The sequence below is a fragment of the Streptomyces sp. SudanB25_2051 genome (assembly GCF_964272635.1).
Classification (GTDB): domain Bacteria; phylum Actinomycetota; class Actinomycetes; order Streptomycetales; family Streptomycetaceae; genus Streptomyces.
In genome coordinates, this window is the sequence record NZ_OZ186787.1 from 5718812 (window position 1) to 5734199 (window position 15388).

The 15388-nt window shown below is 75.2% G+C and carries 11 protein-coding genes and 1 pseudogene; 11 read left to right on the forward strand and 1 reads right to left on the reverse strand.

The features are described 5' to 3' along the window. Positions 1–203: 203 nt before the first annotated feature. The gene (locus ACSUPT_RS25145) at positions 204–1553 is read left to right on the forward strand and encodes an outer membrane protein assembly factor BamB family protein (protein ID WP_436945575.1); all 1350 of its coding nucleotides are present in this window, start codon (positions 204–206) and stop codon (positions 1551–1553) included. Positions 1554–1757: 204 nt separating this feature from the next. On the opposite strand, the pseudogene ACSUPT_RS25150 reads toward ACSUPT_RS25145, so the two are convergent. Further along, positions 1758–2489 (reverse strand): annotated as a pseudogene (locus ACSUPT_RS25150) (hypothetical protein); the annotation flags it as partial. 82 nt (positions 2490–2571) lie between these two features. On the opposite strand from ACSUPT_RS25150, the gene ggt reads away from it, so the two are divergent. From ggt to ACSUPT_RS25200, 10 genes are all read left to right on the forward strand, one after another. After that, positions 2572–4392: a gamma-glutamyltransferase gene (gene ggt, locus ACSUPT_RS25155; protein ID WP_436945576.1), complete on the forward strand. Its 1821-nt coding sequence runs from the start codon at positions 2572–2574 to the stop codon at positions 4390–4392. A gap of 300 nt (positions 4393–4692) precedes the next feature. Then, positions 4693–5535: a nitrilase-related carbon-nitrogen hydrolase gene (locus tag ACSUPT_RS25160; RefSeq protein WP_351964683.1), complete on the forward strand. Its 843-nt coding sequence runs from the start codon at positions 4693–4695 to the stop codon at positions 5533–5535. Further along, entirely contained in the window at positions 5532–6842 is a 1311-nt protein-coding gene (locus ACSUPT_RS25165; RefSeq protein WP_404144905.1) for an aspartate aminotransferase family protein, read from the forward strand. The genes ACSUPT_RS25160 and ACSUPT_RS25165 overlap by 4 nt, the downstream gene beginning before the upstream one ends. A gap of 23 nt (positions 6843–6865) precedes the next feature. Beyond that, a complete protein-coding gene (gene hydA / locus ACSUPT_RS25170) occupies positions 6866–8269 on the forward strand; it encodes a dihydropyrimidinase (protein ID WP_365725977.1) in 1404 nt (467 codons plus the stop codon). Positions 8270–8281: 12 nt separating this feature from the next. Next, a complete protein-coding gene (locus tag ACSUPT_RS25175; RefSeq protein ID WP_436945578.1) occupies positions 8282–9298 on the forward strand; it encodes a TIGR03842 family LLM class F420-dependent oxidoreductase in 1017 nt (338 codons plus the stop codon). A 99-nt stretch (positions 9299–9397) separates the two neighbouring features. Next, positions 9398–10345, forward strand: a complete 948-nt coding sequence (locus tag ACSUPT_RS25180) for an SIS domain-containing protein (RefSeq protein WP_365725979.1) — start codon at positions 9398–9400, stop codon at positions 10343–10345. Between the two features lie 11 nt (positions 10346–10356). Continuing rightward, positions 10357–11199: a class II fructose-bisphosphate aldolase gene (locus ACSUPT_RS25185; RefSeq protein ID WP_436945581.1), complete on the forward strand. Its 843-nt coding sequence runs from the start codon at positions 10357–10359 to the stop codon at positions 11197–11199. Positions 11200–11284: 85 nt separating this feature from the next. Next, positions 11285–13099: a beta-galactosidase gene (locus tag ACSUPT_RS25190; protein WP_436945583.1), complete on the forward strand. Its 1815-nt coding sequence runs from the start codon at positions 11285–11287 to the stop codon at positions 13097–13099. A gap of 151 nt (positions 13100–13250) precedes the next feature. Then, positions 13251–13937, forward strand: coding sequence for a class I SAM-dependent methyltransferase (locus ACSUPT_RS25195; protein ID WP_436945585.1), 687 nt, complete (start codon positions 13251–13253; stop codon positions 13935–13937). Positions 13938–13970: 33 nt separating this feature from the next. Next, a complete protein-coding gene (locus ACSUPT_RS25200) occupies positions 13971–15383 on the forward strand; it encodes an amidase (protein ID WP_404144893.1) in 1413 nt (470 codons plus the stop codon). Positions 15384–15388 lie beyond the last annotated feature (5 nt).

Genomic DNA, 15388 nt, shown 5'->3' on the forward strand with positions numbered 1-15388 from the left:
ACAGCGACTCGCACGGCGGCGGACCCGCGCGGGGGCGGCTCGCTCAATCACGGCCCACCGCGGGGGTGCGCGCGCGGACCGTACGCCGCCCCCTCGGGCACGGCCGTCCCTTCCGCTCGCCGCGGCCCGCTCCGTAACATGATCGCCGCCGGAAGCGCGAGCGGTCCGGCGGGCCGTCGACGGCGATACACGGGGGAGCGGACGTGACCGCGCAGAGGAACGACACACCGTCCGGCAGACGCACCGGACGCACCAGACGCACCAGGCGCGCTCTGGCCAGGGCCGGGGCCGCGCTGGTGGCCCTCTGCGCGTTCGCCACCGGGTGCTCCCTCTTCGGCCCCGACGAGATGCGCGTCGTCTGGGACACCCCGGCGGACCGCAAGGGCGAACCGCAGGGCAACGGCGCCTGGCTGGCGGGCGACACCCTGGTCCGCAGCCGCTTCGACGCCGTACGCGGATACGACGCCTCCAGCGGCAGACGGAGCTGGGAGTACGTGCCGCCCGGCCGCTCCGCGGTCTGCCACGCCGCAGCCGACACCGACGGCTCCGTCCTCGTCCTCACCCGCGACCGGGACGGCGCATCCGCCACCGCCAAGGGCGAGCCGTGCGCCACCGCCGTCGCGATCGACATGGCGAACGGCCGCGTCCTGTGGGAGCGTCCCCTCTCCGTCACCGACCCCGCTCTCCACCGCCTCCAGCCCTACACGGTGTCCGCCGGCGGTGGCATCGCCGTGCTCCTCACCGGCGAGCAGCTGCGGGCCGTGGACGCGCGCACCGGCAAGCCGCGCTGGAAGGCGGCCCTCCCCAAGGGCTGTGTGCCGGGCAGGACCGCGACGGCGAAGCGGCACGTCGCCGCCCTCCTCGCGTGCGGCGGCACCGGGAAGCGCTGGGACGAGAAGGTGCCGGACGGCGCCGAGCTGCACGCCGCCGCGTTCGCCCCGGACACCGGCGCGCTGCTGTGGTCCGGCCCGCTCGGGGACCGGCGCGCCGTCGGCTGGGACGCCGCGGCGGCCTTCGTCTCGGCCGACCCGGTGGTCGTGGCCGCCTCCGAGTCATCCGACTCCGACTTCGGGGCCTACTTCTCCTTCGGCGGGAACGGACGCCCGAACCCGCCCATCGACTTCAAGGGCTCCTACGGCGAGATCAGCCGCGACAGGAGGCTCACGGCGGCCGTGGGCGACGGCAGGCTCTACGTCCTGCCCTACCACCGGGTGAGGATCAGCCGCTTCGAGTACCGCCTGACCGCCTTCGACCTGGCCACCGGTGAGCCCGTCTGGGGCGGCACCCTCGAAGACGACCGCCTCGACGGCGAAACCGGCTACCACCTGCAGTTCCAGGACGGGAAACTCCTCGTCCTCGCCACGTCGGACGGCTCCGACCACGGCCTGCGCGTCCTCGACCCCGCGACGGCCGAGCAGCGCGAAGCCCGCGACTTCCCCGACGACCCGGGCCCCGCGGACACGCTCTTCGTGTACAAGGACCGGATCGTCGTCGCCCGCTACGGCGCCTACACGACGCCCCCCAGACCCTTCACGGCGTACGCACGGGACTGACGGGCCGTCAGTTCACCCGGAGGTCCCGGACGCCCCGGTCCCCGCCGGCCCCCCGGACCGCGAGCCGCGGCTCCTGCGGGGGGTCCGTCCGGTCGCGGAGCCGGCTGCCGGATCGGCCGGGCCCGCCGGGGCCTCGCCCGCCTCGCCGCCACCGTGTCCGCCGTCCCCGTCCCCGGCGTCGCCCGCCTGGTCGCCGTCCGCCGCGGTCGCGGGTGCCGGGACCGGCGCGGGAGCCGCCGGCGGGCGGGTCGCCGCGTCCGTCACATCGGCCGCGAGCTCCACCACGTCGGGACCGTACGCCTCGGAGTTCACCACCTTCAGCAGCAGCACGAACGGCCCGCGCCCGTACCGGCGGGCCAGCTCCTCGTGGTGGCGCACCAGATAGCGGGTCGCCGCCTGGTTCGTGACCGCCTTCTGGCCGCAGAACAGGAACACCGGCCGCCGCCCCTCGCCCGCGGTGAGCCGCGCCAGCACGACGTACTCCCTCACCCCGTGCTCCGCCCGGTACACCTCCCCGCCGACCCGGTACACGTCCGGGCTGCGGTCCGGGGACTCCTCCAGGACCAGCCCCGGCAGGAGGGTGCGCAGATGGGCCCGCATCCGCTGGTTCGACGTGGGCCCTCCGAGGCAGAACTCCGTACGGTCCCCGAAGCCCTGGACCGCCTGGTCGTGGCGCACGATCCTGGCGTGCGCCCCGCAGTCGCGGATCAGCGCCGACAGCTCCAGCAGCGCGAACACGTCGTTGCGGTGCACCCCCTCGCCGCCCGCCTCCCGGTTCACCACCAGCAGGCAGTCGGAGTCGTCCGGGAGCCCGAAGAACCCCTGCTCGCGGCGGAGCCGGCGGCGCGCCAGCGCCGCCCGGCCCAGCCATCCGAGTGACGCGCTGAGCCCACTGGCGGCCACGCCGAGCACGATGTTCCACAGGTCCTGGTCCATGGGCGCGCATGCTAGCGGTCCTGACGCGCCGTGCGGCATGAAGTTACGCTGCGCGGACGGCCGTTGACTGGAGGTACACCGGATGCGTCGCTCCACCGTACGGAACGTCTCCCTCGCCGCCGTCGCCACGACGGTCCTCGCCCTCGGTGCCGCCGCCCCGCCGGGCACCGCCGCCCCCGCCCCCGCGCCCGCTTCCGCGGCGCCCGCCAAGGTGCCGGTGGCCGTCGGGTACGGCGGGGCCGTCGCGAGCGTCGACCCCGACGCGTCGGCGGCCGGGATCGAGGTGCTGCGCGCGGGCGGCAACGCCGTGGACGCCGCCGTCGCCACCGCCGCCGCCCTCGGGGTCACCGAGCCGTACTCGGCGGGGATCGGCGGAGGCGGCTACTTCGTCTACTACGACGCCCGCACCCGCACCGTCCACACCGTCGACGGCCGCGAGACCGCGCCCCGCACCGCCGACGCGTCGCTCTTCCTGGAGGACGGCAAGCCCCTCCCCTTCGCCGAGGCCATGACCAGCGGCCTGTCCGTCGGCACCCCCGGCACCCCCGCCACCTGGGACGCCGCGCTCGGCGCGTGGGGCAGCAAACCGCTCAAGGACCTGCTGAAACCGGCCGTGCGGCTCGCCAGGGACGGCTTCGTCGTCGACGAGACGTTCCGCGAGCAGACCCGCGCCAACGAGGAGCGGTTCCGGGACTTCCCCGCCAGCGCCGAACTGTTCCTGCCCGGCGGCGAACTGCCCGTCGTCGGCTCCGTCCTGAAGAACCCCGACCTCGCCCGCACCTACGACAAACTCGCCCGGCAGGGCACCGGCGCGCTGTACCGGGGCGACCTCGCACGCGACATCGTCCGCACCGTCCGCACCCCGCCCGTGCGCCCCGGCGCCGACCGGACCGTGCGCCCCGGCGACCTGACCCTCCGCGACCTCGCCGAGTACGAGACGGTCGACCGCCGCCCCACGCAGGTCTCCTACCGCGGCCTCGACGTGTACGGCATGGCGCCGTCCTCCTCGGGCGGCACCACCGTCGGGGAGGCGCTCAACATCCTGGAGGGAACCGACCTGCGGCGCGCCACCCCGGAGGCGTACCTGCACCGGCTCATCGAGGCGAGCCGCGTCGCCTTCGCCGACCGGGGGCGGTGGGTCGGCGACCCGGCGTTCGAGGACGTCCCGGTGGGCGGTCTGCTGTCGCAGCGGTTCGCCGACGCGCGGGCCTGCCTCATCCGCGACGACCGGGCGCTGACCAGCCCGCTCGCCCCTGGCGACCCGCGCCGCCCCGAGCCGTGCGCCACGGGCGGGAAGGCCGCGCCGACGACGTACGAGGGTGAGAACACCACGCATCTGACCGCCGCCGACCGGTGGGGCAACGTCGTCGCGTACACCCTCACCATCGAGTCGACCGGCGGCAGCGGCATCACCGTGCCCGGCCGGGGCTTCCTGCTCAACAACGAGCTGACCGACTTCTCGTTCGCCCCCGCCGACCCGGCCGTCCACGACCCGAACCTGCCCGGCCCCGGCAAGCGGCCCCGCTCCTCCATGTCCCCGACGATCGTCCTGGACCGGCACGACCGGCCCGTCCTCGCGCTCGGCTCGCCCGGCGGCGCCACGATCATCACGACGGTCCTGCAGACCCTCACCGGCGTGGTCGACCGGGGCCTCCCGCTGGTCGACGCCATCGCCGCGCCCCGCGCAAGCCAGCGCAACCAGCCCGTCACCGACCTCGAACCGGCCCTGTACGGCAGCCCGCTGCGCGCCCGTCTCGCCGCGCTCGGCCACGCCTTCCGCGAGAACCCGGAGATCGGCGCCGCCACCGGGGTCCAGCGGCTCCCCGACGGCCGCTGGCTCGCCGCCGCCGAAACGGTCCGGCGCGGCGGCGGGTCCGCGATGGTGGTCCGCCCGGCCGGCTGACCCGGCCGACCGCGTCCGGGGGCGCCGGCCTTCACGCCCGCCGGGCCTCCGGGGGCGGCTCCGGGGCGCCAGGGGGGCGCGTCCGGGGGCGCGCGGCGTGCCGCGCCCCCGGAGCGTACGAACCCGGCCGATCTCAGTACCCGGCGCGTTCGTTATGGACCACTCGGGTATGAAAAATGATCGAGTCGGACGGCAGGCGGCGACGGTCTTGCCCCGGGATGTGACGAGGCTTACGTTCTCCTCCTACCCATCGCTCTACGTGCGTAGAGGCTCGTCGACGCCTTGCCGAAGGAGCAGCTCATGTCCCCGACCGTGCGCGCCGCGCTCGTCCAGGCGACCTGGACCGGCGACACCGAATCGATGATCGCCAAACACGAGGAGTACGCCCGCGAGGCCGCGAACCAGGGCGCGCGGATCATCGGGTTCCAGGAGGTGTTCAACGCCCCGTACTTCTGCCAGGTGCAGGACGCCGGGCACTACCGCTGGGCGGAGCCCGTGCCCGACGGCCCGACCGTGACCCGCATGCGGGAACTGGCCCGCGAGACCGGCATGGTCGTCGTCGCCCCCGTCTTCGAGTCCGAGGGCCCCGGCTTCTTCTACAACACCGCCGCCGTCGTCGACGCGGACGGCACCTACCTCGGCAAGTACCGCAAGCACCACATCCCCCAGCTCAAGGGCTTCTGGGAGAAGTTCTACTTCCGGCCCGGCAACCTCGGCTGGCCCGTCTTCGACACCGCCGTCGGCCGCGTCGGCGTCTACATCTGCTACGACCGCCACTTCCCGGAGGGCTGGCGCCAACTCGGGCTGAACGGCGCCCAGCTGGTCTACAACCCGTCCGCCACCCACCGCGGCCTCTCCTCCCATCTCTGGCAGCTGGAGCAGCCCGCCGCCGCCGTCGCCAACGCCTACTACATCGCCGCGATCAACCGCGTCGGGCGCGAGGAGTACGGCGACAACGACTTCTACGGCACCAGCTACTTCGTCGACCCGCGCGGCCGCACGGTCGGGGAGACCGCCTCCGACCAGAAGGAGCAACTCCTCGTGCGGGACCTCGACTTCGGCCTCATCGACGAGGTCCGGCAGCAGTGGGCCTTCTACCGGGACCGGCGACCCGACGCGTACGAAGGGCTGGTACGACCGTGACCACCGACCGCACCCTCCACGTCCACCGCCACCTCCACGACCGCCACCGCGGCGTCCTGCCCGACTGGCTGTCCCTCTACTACGACGAGCCCATCGAGATCACCCACGGCGAGGGCCGCCACGTCTGGGACGCCGAGGGCAGGCGGTACCTCGACTTCTTCGGCGGCATCCTCACCACCATGACCGCCCACGCGCTGCCCGAGGTCACCAAGGCCGTCACGGAGCAGGCCGGGCGGATCATCCACACCTCGACGCTCTACCTCAACCGGCCCATGGTGGAGCTGGCCGAGCGGGTGGCCGCGCTCTCCGGCATCCCCGACGCCCGCGTCTTCTTCACCACCTCCGGCACCGAGGCCAACGACACGGCGCTGCTCCTCGCCACCGCGTACCGCCGCAGCAACCAGGTCCTGGCGATGCGCAACAGCTACCACGGACGGTCCTTCTCCGCCGTCTCCGTCACCGGCAACCGCGCCTGGACCACCACCGGACACTCCGGCCTGCACACGCTGTACGTCCACGGCGCCGTGCGCCACCGGGGCCCCTTCGCGCACCTCGGCGACGCCGACTTCACCGCCGCGTGCGTCGCCGACCTGGAGGACCTGATCGGCCACACCGGCGACATCGCCGCGCTGATCGCCGAGCCGGTCCAGGGCGTCGGCGGCTTCACCTTCCCGCCCGACGGGCTGTACGCGGCGTTCCGCGAGGTCCTGGACCGGCACGGCATCCTGTGGATCAGCGACGAGGTGCAGACCGGCTGGGGCCGCACCGGCGACCACTTCTGGGGCTGGCAGGCGCACGCCGCGAGCGGCCCGCCGGACATCCTCACCTTCGCCAAGGGCATCGGCAACGGCATGTCCATCGGCGGCGTCGTCGCCCGCGCCGAGGTGATGAACTGCCTGACCGCCAACTCCATCTCCACCTTCGGCGGCTCCCCGGTCACCATGGCCGCCGGGCTCGCCAACCTCGCGTACCTGATCGAACACGACCTCCAGGGCAACGCCCGGCGCGTCGGCGGCCTGCTCGCCGAACGGATCCGCGCCATCGGGGCCGGCGTCGACCGGGTGCGCGAGGTGCGCGGACGCGGACTGATGATCGGCGTCGAACTGGCCGACCCCGCCACCGGCGCCGCCGACCCCGAGGCCGCGGCGGCCGTCCTCGAAGCGGCCAGGGAGCAGGGCCTGCTGATCGGCAAGGGCGGCGGCCACGACACGAGCGTCCTGCGGATCGCCCCGCCGCTCTCCCTCACCGTCGCCGAGGCCGAGGAAGGCGCCGCCCTCCTCGAACAGGCCCTGCGCGTCCTCCGGTAAGCCACAGCAAGGGGCCCCACACCATGAGCACCCGCACCCTGATCCGCGGCGGCCTCGTCGTCACGGCCGCCGAGGAGACCCACGCCGACGTCCTCGTGGAGGACGGCAGGGTCGCCGCGCTCGCCGCCCACGGCAGCGCGGCGGCCCGGGCGTGGACCGCCGACCGCCTCATCGACGCCACCGGCAAGTACGTCATCCCGGGCGGCGTCGACGCCCACACCCACATGGAGTTCCCGTTCGGCGGGACGTTCGCCTCCGACGACTTCGAGAGCGGCACCCGCGCCGCCGCCTGGGGCGGCACCACCACCATCGTGGACTTCGCCGTCCAGAGCGTCGGCCACACCCTGCGCGAGGGCCTCGACGCCTGGCACGCCAAGGCCGACGGCAAGTGCGCGATCGACTACGCCTTCCACATGATCATGTCGGACGTCGACGAGTCGTCGCTGAGGGAGATGGACGGCCTCGTCGAGGAGGGCGTGAGCTCGTTCAAACTCTTCATGGCCTATCCCGGTGTGCTCTACAGCGACGACGGCCGCATCCTGCGCGCCATGCAGCGCTCCGCCCTCAACGGCGGGCTGATCATGATGCACGCCGAGAACGGCATCGCCATCGACGTGCTGATCGAGCAGGCCCTCGCCCGCGGCGACGTGGACCCCCGGTTCCACGGCGAGACCCGGCACGTGCTGCTGGAGGCGGAGGCCACGCACCGCGCCATCCAGCTGGCCCGGGTCGCCGGGGCGCCGCTGTACGTGGTGCACGTGTCGGCCCAGGAGGCGGTCGCCGAGCTGGCCGCCGCCCGCGACAAGGGCCTTCCGGTCTTCGGCGAGACCTGCCCGCAGTACCTGTTCCTCTCCGCCGACCACCTGGCGGAGCCGGACTTCGAGGGCGCCAAGTACGTGTGCAGCACGCCGCTGCGGCCGCGCGAGCACCAGGCGGCGCTGTGGCGGGGCTTGCGCACCAACGACCTCCAGGTGGTGTCCACGGACCACTGCCCGTTCTGCTTCCGCGGCCAGAAGGAGCTGGGGCGGGGCGACTTCTCCCGCATCCCCAACGGGCTGCCGGGCGTGGAGAACCGCATGGACCTGCTCCACCAGGCCGTCGTGGACGGCCACATCTCGCGGCGCCGCTGGATCGAGATCGCCTGCGCCACCCCGGCCCGCATGTTCGGCCTCTACCCGAAGAAGGGCACCATCGCGCCCGGCGCGGACGCCGACATCGTCGTCTACGACCCGATGGCCGTGCAGACCCTGTCCGCCGAGACCCACCACATGAACGTCGACTACTCCGCGTACGAGGGCAGGACCGTCACCGGCCGGGTGGAGACCGTCCTGTCGCGCGGCGAACCCGTCATCGACGGGCGGAAGTTCACCGGCCGCGCCGGGCACGGCGTGTACACCCCGCGCGCCACCTGCCAGTACCTGAGCTGAGAGGACGCAGCCATGGACTTCGGACTCGTCCTGCAGACCGACCCCCCGGCCTCCCGCGTCGTCGGCCTGATGCGCCGCGCCGAACGCAACGGCTTCCGCTACGGCTGGACGTTCGACTCCGCCGTCCTGTGGCAGGAGCCCTTCGTGATCTACAGCCGGATCCTGGAGCACACCACGAAGCTGCGGGTCGGCCCCATGGTCACCAATCCGGGCACCCGCACCTGGGAGGTCACCGCCTCCACCTTCGCCACGCTCAACGACATGTACGGCAACCGGACCGTCTGCGGCATCGGGCGGGGCGACTCCGCCATGCGCGTGGCGGGCCGCGCGCCGGACACCCTGGCGCGGCTGGGCGAGGCCATCGACGTCATCCGCGACCTGGCCGAGGGGCGCGAGGCGGTCGTGGACGGCAACCCCGTGCGCATCCCGTGGATCAGGGACGGCAAGCTGCCGGTGTGGATGGCGGCGTACGGCCCCAAGGCCCTCGCCCTGGCCGGCCGCAAGGCCGACGGCTTCATCCTCCAGCTCGCCGACCCGTTCCTCACCGAGTGGATGGTCAAGGCCGTACGGGACGCCGCCGAGCGGGCGGGCCGCGACCCCGGCGCCGTCACCGTCTGCGTGGCCGCCCCCGCCTACGTGACGGCCGACGGCTCGCCCGGAGCCCTGGCGCACGCCCGCGAGCAGTGCCGCTGGTTCGGCGGCATGGTCGGCAACCACGTGGCCGACCTCGTCTCCCGCTACGGCGAGCGCTCGGGCCTGGTGCCCGAGGCCCTCACCGCGTACGTCAAGGACCGCCAGGGCTACGACTACAGCCACCACGGCCGCGCAGGGAACCCCTCCGCGGACTTCGTCCCGGACGAGATCGTCGACCGCTTCTGCCTCCTCGGCCCCGCCGGGGCCCACATCGACAGGCTGCGCCGCCTCCGGGACCTCGGCGTGGACCAGTTCGCCGTGTACGCCATGCACGACGCGGAGGAGACCGCCATCGACGCGTACGGCTCCGAGGTCATCCCCGCGCTGAACGGCTGACCGCCGGCCGGGCCGCGGAGCCTGGACGGGGCGCGGCGCGGGCCGTTACGGTCAGGTGCCGCCCCGGCCGCCTGATGTGCCGTCAGAAGGAGTTGGCCCATGCCCGATCCGCTGGAGTGCCGCACGTCCGCCGAGATCGCCTCCCAGCCGCGCACCTGGAGAGCGGCGGCCGACGCCGCGGGCCGGGTGGCCGACGCGCTTCCGCGCCGGGGCGAGCGGGTGGCCGTGGTGGGCTGCGGCACGTCGTGGTACATGGCGCTGGCCTGCGCCCGGCTGCGGGAGGACGCGGGTCACGGCGCCACCGACGCGTTCGCCGCGTCGGAGTTCCCGTACGGGCGTGCGTACGACCGGATCGTGGCCGTCACCCGCTCCGGGACGACCACGGAGGTCCTGGAGCTGCTCGACCGGGTGCGGGGCACCGTGCCGACCGCGGCGGTCACCGCCGACCCCGGAACGCCGGTGATGCGGGCCGCCGACACCGTCGCCGTACTGGACTTCGCCGACGAGCGGTCCGTCGTCCAGACGCGGTTCGCCACCACCGTCCTCGCCCTCTTCCGCGCGCACCTGGAGAAGGAGGGCGCCCCGCCGCCCGGGGTGCGGCCGCTCGCGCGGGCCGTCGAGGACGCGGAACGGGCGATCGCCGAGCCCCTCGCCCCCGCGGTCCGCGAGGCCGGGCAGTTCACCTTCCTCGGCGCCGGCTGGTGCTACGGCATCGCCCTGGAGGCGGCGCTGAAGATGCGGGAGGCCGCGGGGGCGTGGACCGAGGCGTACCCGGCGATGGAGTACCGCCACGGGCCCATCAGCGTCACCGGGCCCGGACGGGTCGCGTGGCTGTTCGGCCCGGCCCCCGACGGCCTGGACCGGGACGTGGCCGCGACCGGGGGGACCTTCGTCGCCGGGTCCGGGGGACCGGACACCGGTCTCGACCCGATGGCCGACCTGGTGCGCGTCCAGCGGCTCGCCGTCCACCTGGCCCTGCGGCGGGGGCTCGACCCCGACCGGCCCCGCAACCTCACCCGGTCCGTGGTCCTCGCACCGCGCCCCTGAGGAGGCCGACCATGCCGCTCGCCCGCACCGGCGACATCGTCGGCCCGGCCCACACCGCGCGCACCGGCGTCGGCGCCTTCAACGTCGTGCAGATCGAGCACGCCGAGGCCATCGTCTCCGGGGCGGAGCACGCCGGACGCCCCGCCATCCTCCAGATCAGCGAGAACACCGTCCGCTACCACGGCGCGCTCGCACCCGTCGGCCTCGCCTCGCTGGCCCTCGCCCGGTCCGCGCGCGTACCCGTCGCCGTCCACCTCGACCACGCCGAGTCGGTCGGCCTCGTGGAGGAGGCGGTCGCACTCGGCTTCAGCTCCGTCATGTTCGACGCCTCCCGGCTGCCGTACGAGGAGAACGTGGCCCTCACCCGCGAGGTCGCGGAGCGCTGCCACCGGGCGGACGTGTGGGTGGAGGCCGAGCTGGGGGAGGTCGGCGGGAAGGACGGGGCGCACGCCCCCGGTGTGCGGACCGACCCCGACGAGGCGAGGGCCTTCGTCCGGGCGACCGGGGTCGACGCCCTGGCCGTCGCGGTCGGCAGCTCCCACGCCATGCTCACCCGTGACGCCGAGCTGGACCTGCCGCTGATCACCCGGCTGCGGGAGGAGGCGCGCGTCCCGCTCGTGCTGCACGGCTCGTCGGGGGTGAGCGACGGCGGCCTCGCGAAGGCGGTCGCCGCGGGCATGACCAAGGTGAACGTCTCCACCCATCTGAACAAGCTGTTCACCCGGGCCGTACGGGAACACCTGGCCGCCGATCCCGCCGTGGTGGACCCCCGGAAGTACCTCGGCCCCGCCCGCGCCGCCGTGGCGACGGAGGCGGCCCGCCTCCTGCACCTGCTCGCGGGCGCGGCGGCGTGAGCGCCGTGCGGACCACGCGCCGCGGCGGCGCCAGCGCCGTGCGGACCACGCGCCGCGGCGGAGGACCGCCCGCGGGAGCCGCGACATGAGCCGTACGCCCCCGCCGGGCCCCGCGCCCCGGCCCTCGCCCGTCCTCACCCACCGCGACGGCGCGTTCCTGAGCGACGGCCGCCCGCACCGGGTCCTCGCCGGGTCGCTGCACTACTTCCGCGTCCACCCCGGCCAGTGGGCCGACCGGCTCGCGCGCCTCGCGGCCATGGGCCTCAACACCGTGGACACCTACGTCCCGTGGAACTTCCACGAGCCGAGCCCGGGACGGTACCGCTTCACCGGCGGCCACGACGTCGAGGCGTTCCTGCGGCTCGCCCGGGACGCCGGGCTCGACGCGATCGTGCGGCCCGGCCCGTACATCTGCGCCGAATGGGACAACGGCGGCCTGCCGGCCTGGCTGACCGGCCGGCCCGGCATGCGCCCGCGCTGCTCCCACCCGCCGTTCCTGGAGGAGGTCACGCGCTGGTTCGACGAGCTGATCCCGCGTGTCGCCGCCCTCCAGGCGGGCCGGGGCGGCCCGGTGGTCGCGGTGCAGATCGAGAACGAGTACGGCAGCCACGGCGACGACCGGGAGTACCTGCGCCGCATACGGGACGCCCTGGTGGAGCGGGGCATCACCGAACTGCTCTACACGGCCGACGGTCCCACCGCCCTCATGCAGGACGGCGGCTCCCTGTCCGGCCACCTCGCGGCCGTCACCCTCGGCTCACGCGCCCGCGAGGCCGCCGCGCTGCTGCGCTCGCGCCGCGCGGACGAGCCGCTGCTGTGCGCCGAGTTCTGGAACGGGTGGTTCGACCACTGGGGCGGGAACCACCATGTGCGTGCGCCCGGCAGCGCCCTGAAGACCTTCTCCGACATCCTGGACGCGGGCGGCTCCGTCAGCCTGTACATGGCGCACGGCGGCACCAACTTCGGGCTGTGGGCGGGCGCCAACCACGACGGCACCGCGATCCGGCCCACCGTCACGAGCTACGACTCGGACGCGCCGATCGCCGAACACGGCGCCCTCACACCCAAGTTCCACGCCCTGCGCGCGCGCATCCTCCAGGCGACCGGCGGGCCCGCCCCGCCCCTGCCGCCGGACCCCCGGCTGCTCGCGCCCCGCTCCTTCGCGGCCGTCCCCCGCGCGGGACTCCTTCAGTCGCTGGGCGCCATGTCCCAGCCGGCCGCCACGCCCTGCCCGCCCTCCTTCGAGGAGCTGGGCCAGGCGTCGGGCCTCGTCCTGTACCGGGCGGAGCCGCTGCTGCCGCCCGGCACGTACCCGCTGACGGTGCACGGCCTGCACGACCGGGCCCAGGTGTTCCTCGACGGCGTGCCGGCCGGCGTCCTCGACCGGGAGACCGCCTCGCTCGACGTCACCGGCACCGGGCGGCGGGTCCGCCTCGACCTCCTCGTGGAGAACCTGGGACGCGTCAACTACGGGCACCTGCTCGGCGGCCGCAAGGGCATCCTCGGCGCGGTCACCGTCGGCAGGCGGCAGGTCCACGGCTGGCGGTCGCACCCGCTGCCCCTGGACCTGTGGACGGCGGACGACCTCGCCCGCGCGGTCCGCGCCGCCGCCCCGTCCGGTACGGCGGGCTTCGCGACGGCCCGGTTCACCACCCGCGAGCCGGCGGACGGCTTCCTCGCCCTGCCGGGCTTCGCCAAGGGCTTCGTCTGGGTCAACGGCACCCTGCTCGGACGCCACTGGGAGACCGGCCCGCAGACCACCCTGTACCTGCCCGCTCCCCTGGTGCGCGCGGGACGCAACACCGTGACCGTGCTGGAACTGCACCGCATGGGCGACCGGATCGAGCTGCGCGACCGGCCCGGGCTCGGCCCGCCGGAGGAGTACGTCGAGACGTTCTGAACCGCCCCCGTGTCCGCCGCGTCCGCGCGGCCCCGCCCCGGCGTGCGCGTGCGGAGCCCGGACCGGGCCGCGCGCCGCCGCGGGGGGCTTCCCCGCCGGGCAGCCGCCGCGGGGGTTCCCCGGCGCGTGCCCCGCCGGGCAGGCTGGTGCGATGACCACCTCACGGAGCACCGGGGCGCCGGACGGGACACGGCGCGGCTACGACGCGGTCGCCGAACGGTACGCGGCACAGATCGCGGGCGAGCTCGACGGCAAACCGCTCGACCGCGCGCTGCTGGACGCCTTCGCCGAACTCGCCGCCGACGGGCCCGTCCTCGACGTCGGGTGCGGACCGGGCCACGCCGCGGCCCGCCTCGCCGCGCGCGGCGGGGCGCCGGTGCTGGGCCTCGACCTGTCGCCGGGCATGTGCGCCGTGGCGCGCCGCACCACCGCCCTGCCGTACGCCGCGGCGGACATGACCGCGCTGCCGGTCCGCTCCGGCGCGGCCGCGGGCGTGCTGTGCTGGTACGCCGTGATCCACCTGGACCAGGCGGGGCGGGACGCCGCGTACGCCGAGTTCGCGCGGGTCCTGCGCCCCGGAGGCCACGCGCTCCTCGCCTTCCACACGGGCGACGCCGAGGCGGCCCCCGGAACGGCCAGGCGCCTGACCACCTGGTGGGACCACCCGGTCGACCTCACCTTTCACTTCCTCGACCCCGAGGCCGAGACGGAAGCCCTCGCCCGCGCGGGCCTCACCCCGGCCGCGCGCCTCGACCGGGCACCGGACCCCGCCGTCGAGCACGCCAGCAGCCGCACGTACCTCCTGCTGCGGCGCATCCGAAGCCGCGGGCCCTCCTGACACCGGGGTTACCGGGCGGTAAGCTCCGCGCGCATGACCACCGAAGCCACCCCCGGCGATCTCGGACTCGTAGAGCAGGCACGGCGGTTGAGGGAGGGCCTGACCACCTCCACCGCCCTGGTGCGGGCGTCGCTCGAACGCGCCGAGGCCACCCGCGCCACCCTCAACGCCTTCCGCTGCCTCCGCGCCGACGCCGCGCTCGCCGAGGCGGAGGAGGCCGACCGGCGCCTCGCGGCGGGGGAGAGGGCGCCGCTCCTCGGCGTGCCCGTCGCCGTCAAGGACGACACCGACGTCGCCGGGCTGCCCACCCGCTTCGGCTGCCCCGGCGACCTCCCGCCCGCCACCGCCGACGGGGAGGCCGTCCGCAGGCTCCGCGCCGCCGGGGCGATCGTCGTCGGCAAGACCAACACCTGCGAGCTCGGCCAGTGGGCGTTCACCGAGGGCCCGGCCTTCGGCGCGACCCGCAACCCGTGGCACGCCGGCCACACGCCCGGCGGCTCCTCCGGCGGGTCCGCCGCCGCCGTCGCCGCCGGGATCGTGCCCGCCGCGCTCGGCTCCGACGGCGCTGGGTCCATCCGCATCCCCGCCGCCTGGACCCACCTCGTCGGCATCAAACCGCAGCGGGGCCGCGTCTCCGTCCACCCCTACGACGACTGCTTCGAGGGCCTCACCGTCAACGGCCCCCTCGCCCGCACCGTCGCCGACGCGGCGCTCCTCCTCGACGCCGCCGCCGGGCCGCACCCGGGCGAGCCGCACCCGCTGCCCGCCGTGGACGCCTCGGCCGCCGCCCGCCGCGACCCCGGCCGGCTGCGCGTCGCCCTCGCCTGGCGGCCGCCCTTCACCGCCACCCCGACGCCGCTCCACCCCGACATACGCCGCGCCGTCACCGGCCTCGCCGAGACCCTGGCCCGCCTCGGCCACACCGTCGAGGAGGCCAGGCCCCGCTACGGGCTCATCGGCCTGAGCTTCCTGCCGCGCGCCACGGCCGGGATCGCCGCGTACGCCGACCGGCACCCCGACCCCGCGCTCCTCGATCCGCGCACCCGCGGCGCCACCCGCGCCGGCCACCTCCTCGGCGGCCGGGCCCTGCGCGCCGCCCGCGCCCGCGAACGCCACCAGCACCGCAGGATCGGCGCGCTGTTCGCCGCGTACGACGTGATCCTCACGCCCACGACGGCCGCGCCGCCCCCGAGGATCGGCGCGTTCGACGGGCTGTCCGGCCGGCGCACCGACCTGGCGATGGCGGCGGCCTGCCCGTACGCCTGGCCGTGGAACGTGCTCGGCTGGCCCGGTGTCGGCGTCCCGGCCGGCTTCACCCGGGACGGCCTGCCGGTCGGTGCCCAACTGCTCGGACCGCGCGGCGGCGAGGCCGTCCTCGTCTCCCTCGCCGCCCAACTGGAGGACGACCTCCGCTGGCACGAACACCGCCCGCCCGTCCACCCGTAGCGCCG

Coding starts and splice junctions, on each gene's coding strand:
- ggt (WP_436945576.1), top strand. CDS start 2,572: ATGCGTCGCTCCACCGTACGGAACGTCTCCCTCGCCGCCGTCGCCACG.
- ACSUPT_RS25160 (WP_351964683.1), top strand. CDS start 4,693: ATGTCCCCGACCGTGCGCGCCGCGCTCGTCCAGGCGACCTGGACCGGC.
- hydA (WP_365725977.1), top strand. CDS start 6,866: ATGAGCACCCGCACCCTGATCCGCGGCGGCCTCGTCGTCACGGCCGCC.
- ACSUPT_RS25175 (WP_436945578.1), top strand. CDS start 8,282: ATGGACTTCGGACTCGTCCTGCAGACCGACCCCCCGGCCTCCCGCGTC.
- ACSUPT_RS25180 (WP_365725979.1), top strand. CDS start 9,398: ATGCCCGATCCGCTGGAGTGCCGCACGTCCGCCGAGATCGCCTCCCAG.
- ACSUPT_RS25185 (WP_436945581.1), top strand. CDS start 10,357: ATGCCGCTCGCCCGCACCGGCGACATCGTCGGCCCGGCCCACACCGCG.
- ACSUPT_RS25190 (WP_436945583.1), top strand. CDS start 11,285: ATGAGCCGTACGCCCCCGCCGGGCCCCGCGCCCCGGCCCTCGCCCGTC.
- ACSUPT_RS25195 (WP_436945585.1), top strand. CDS start 13,251: ATGACCACCTCACGGAGCACCGGGGCGCCGGACGGGACACGGCGCGGC.
- ACSUPT_RS25200 (WP_404144893.1), top strand. CDS start 13,971: ATGACCACCGAAGCCACCCCCGGCGATCTCGGACTCGTAGAGCAGGCA.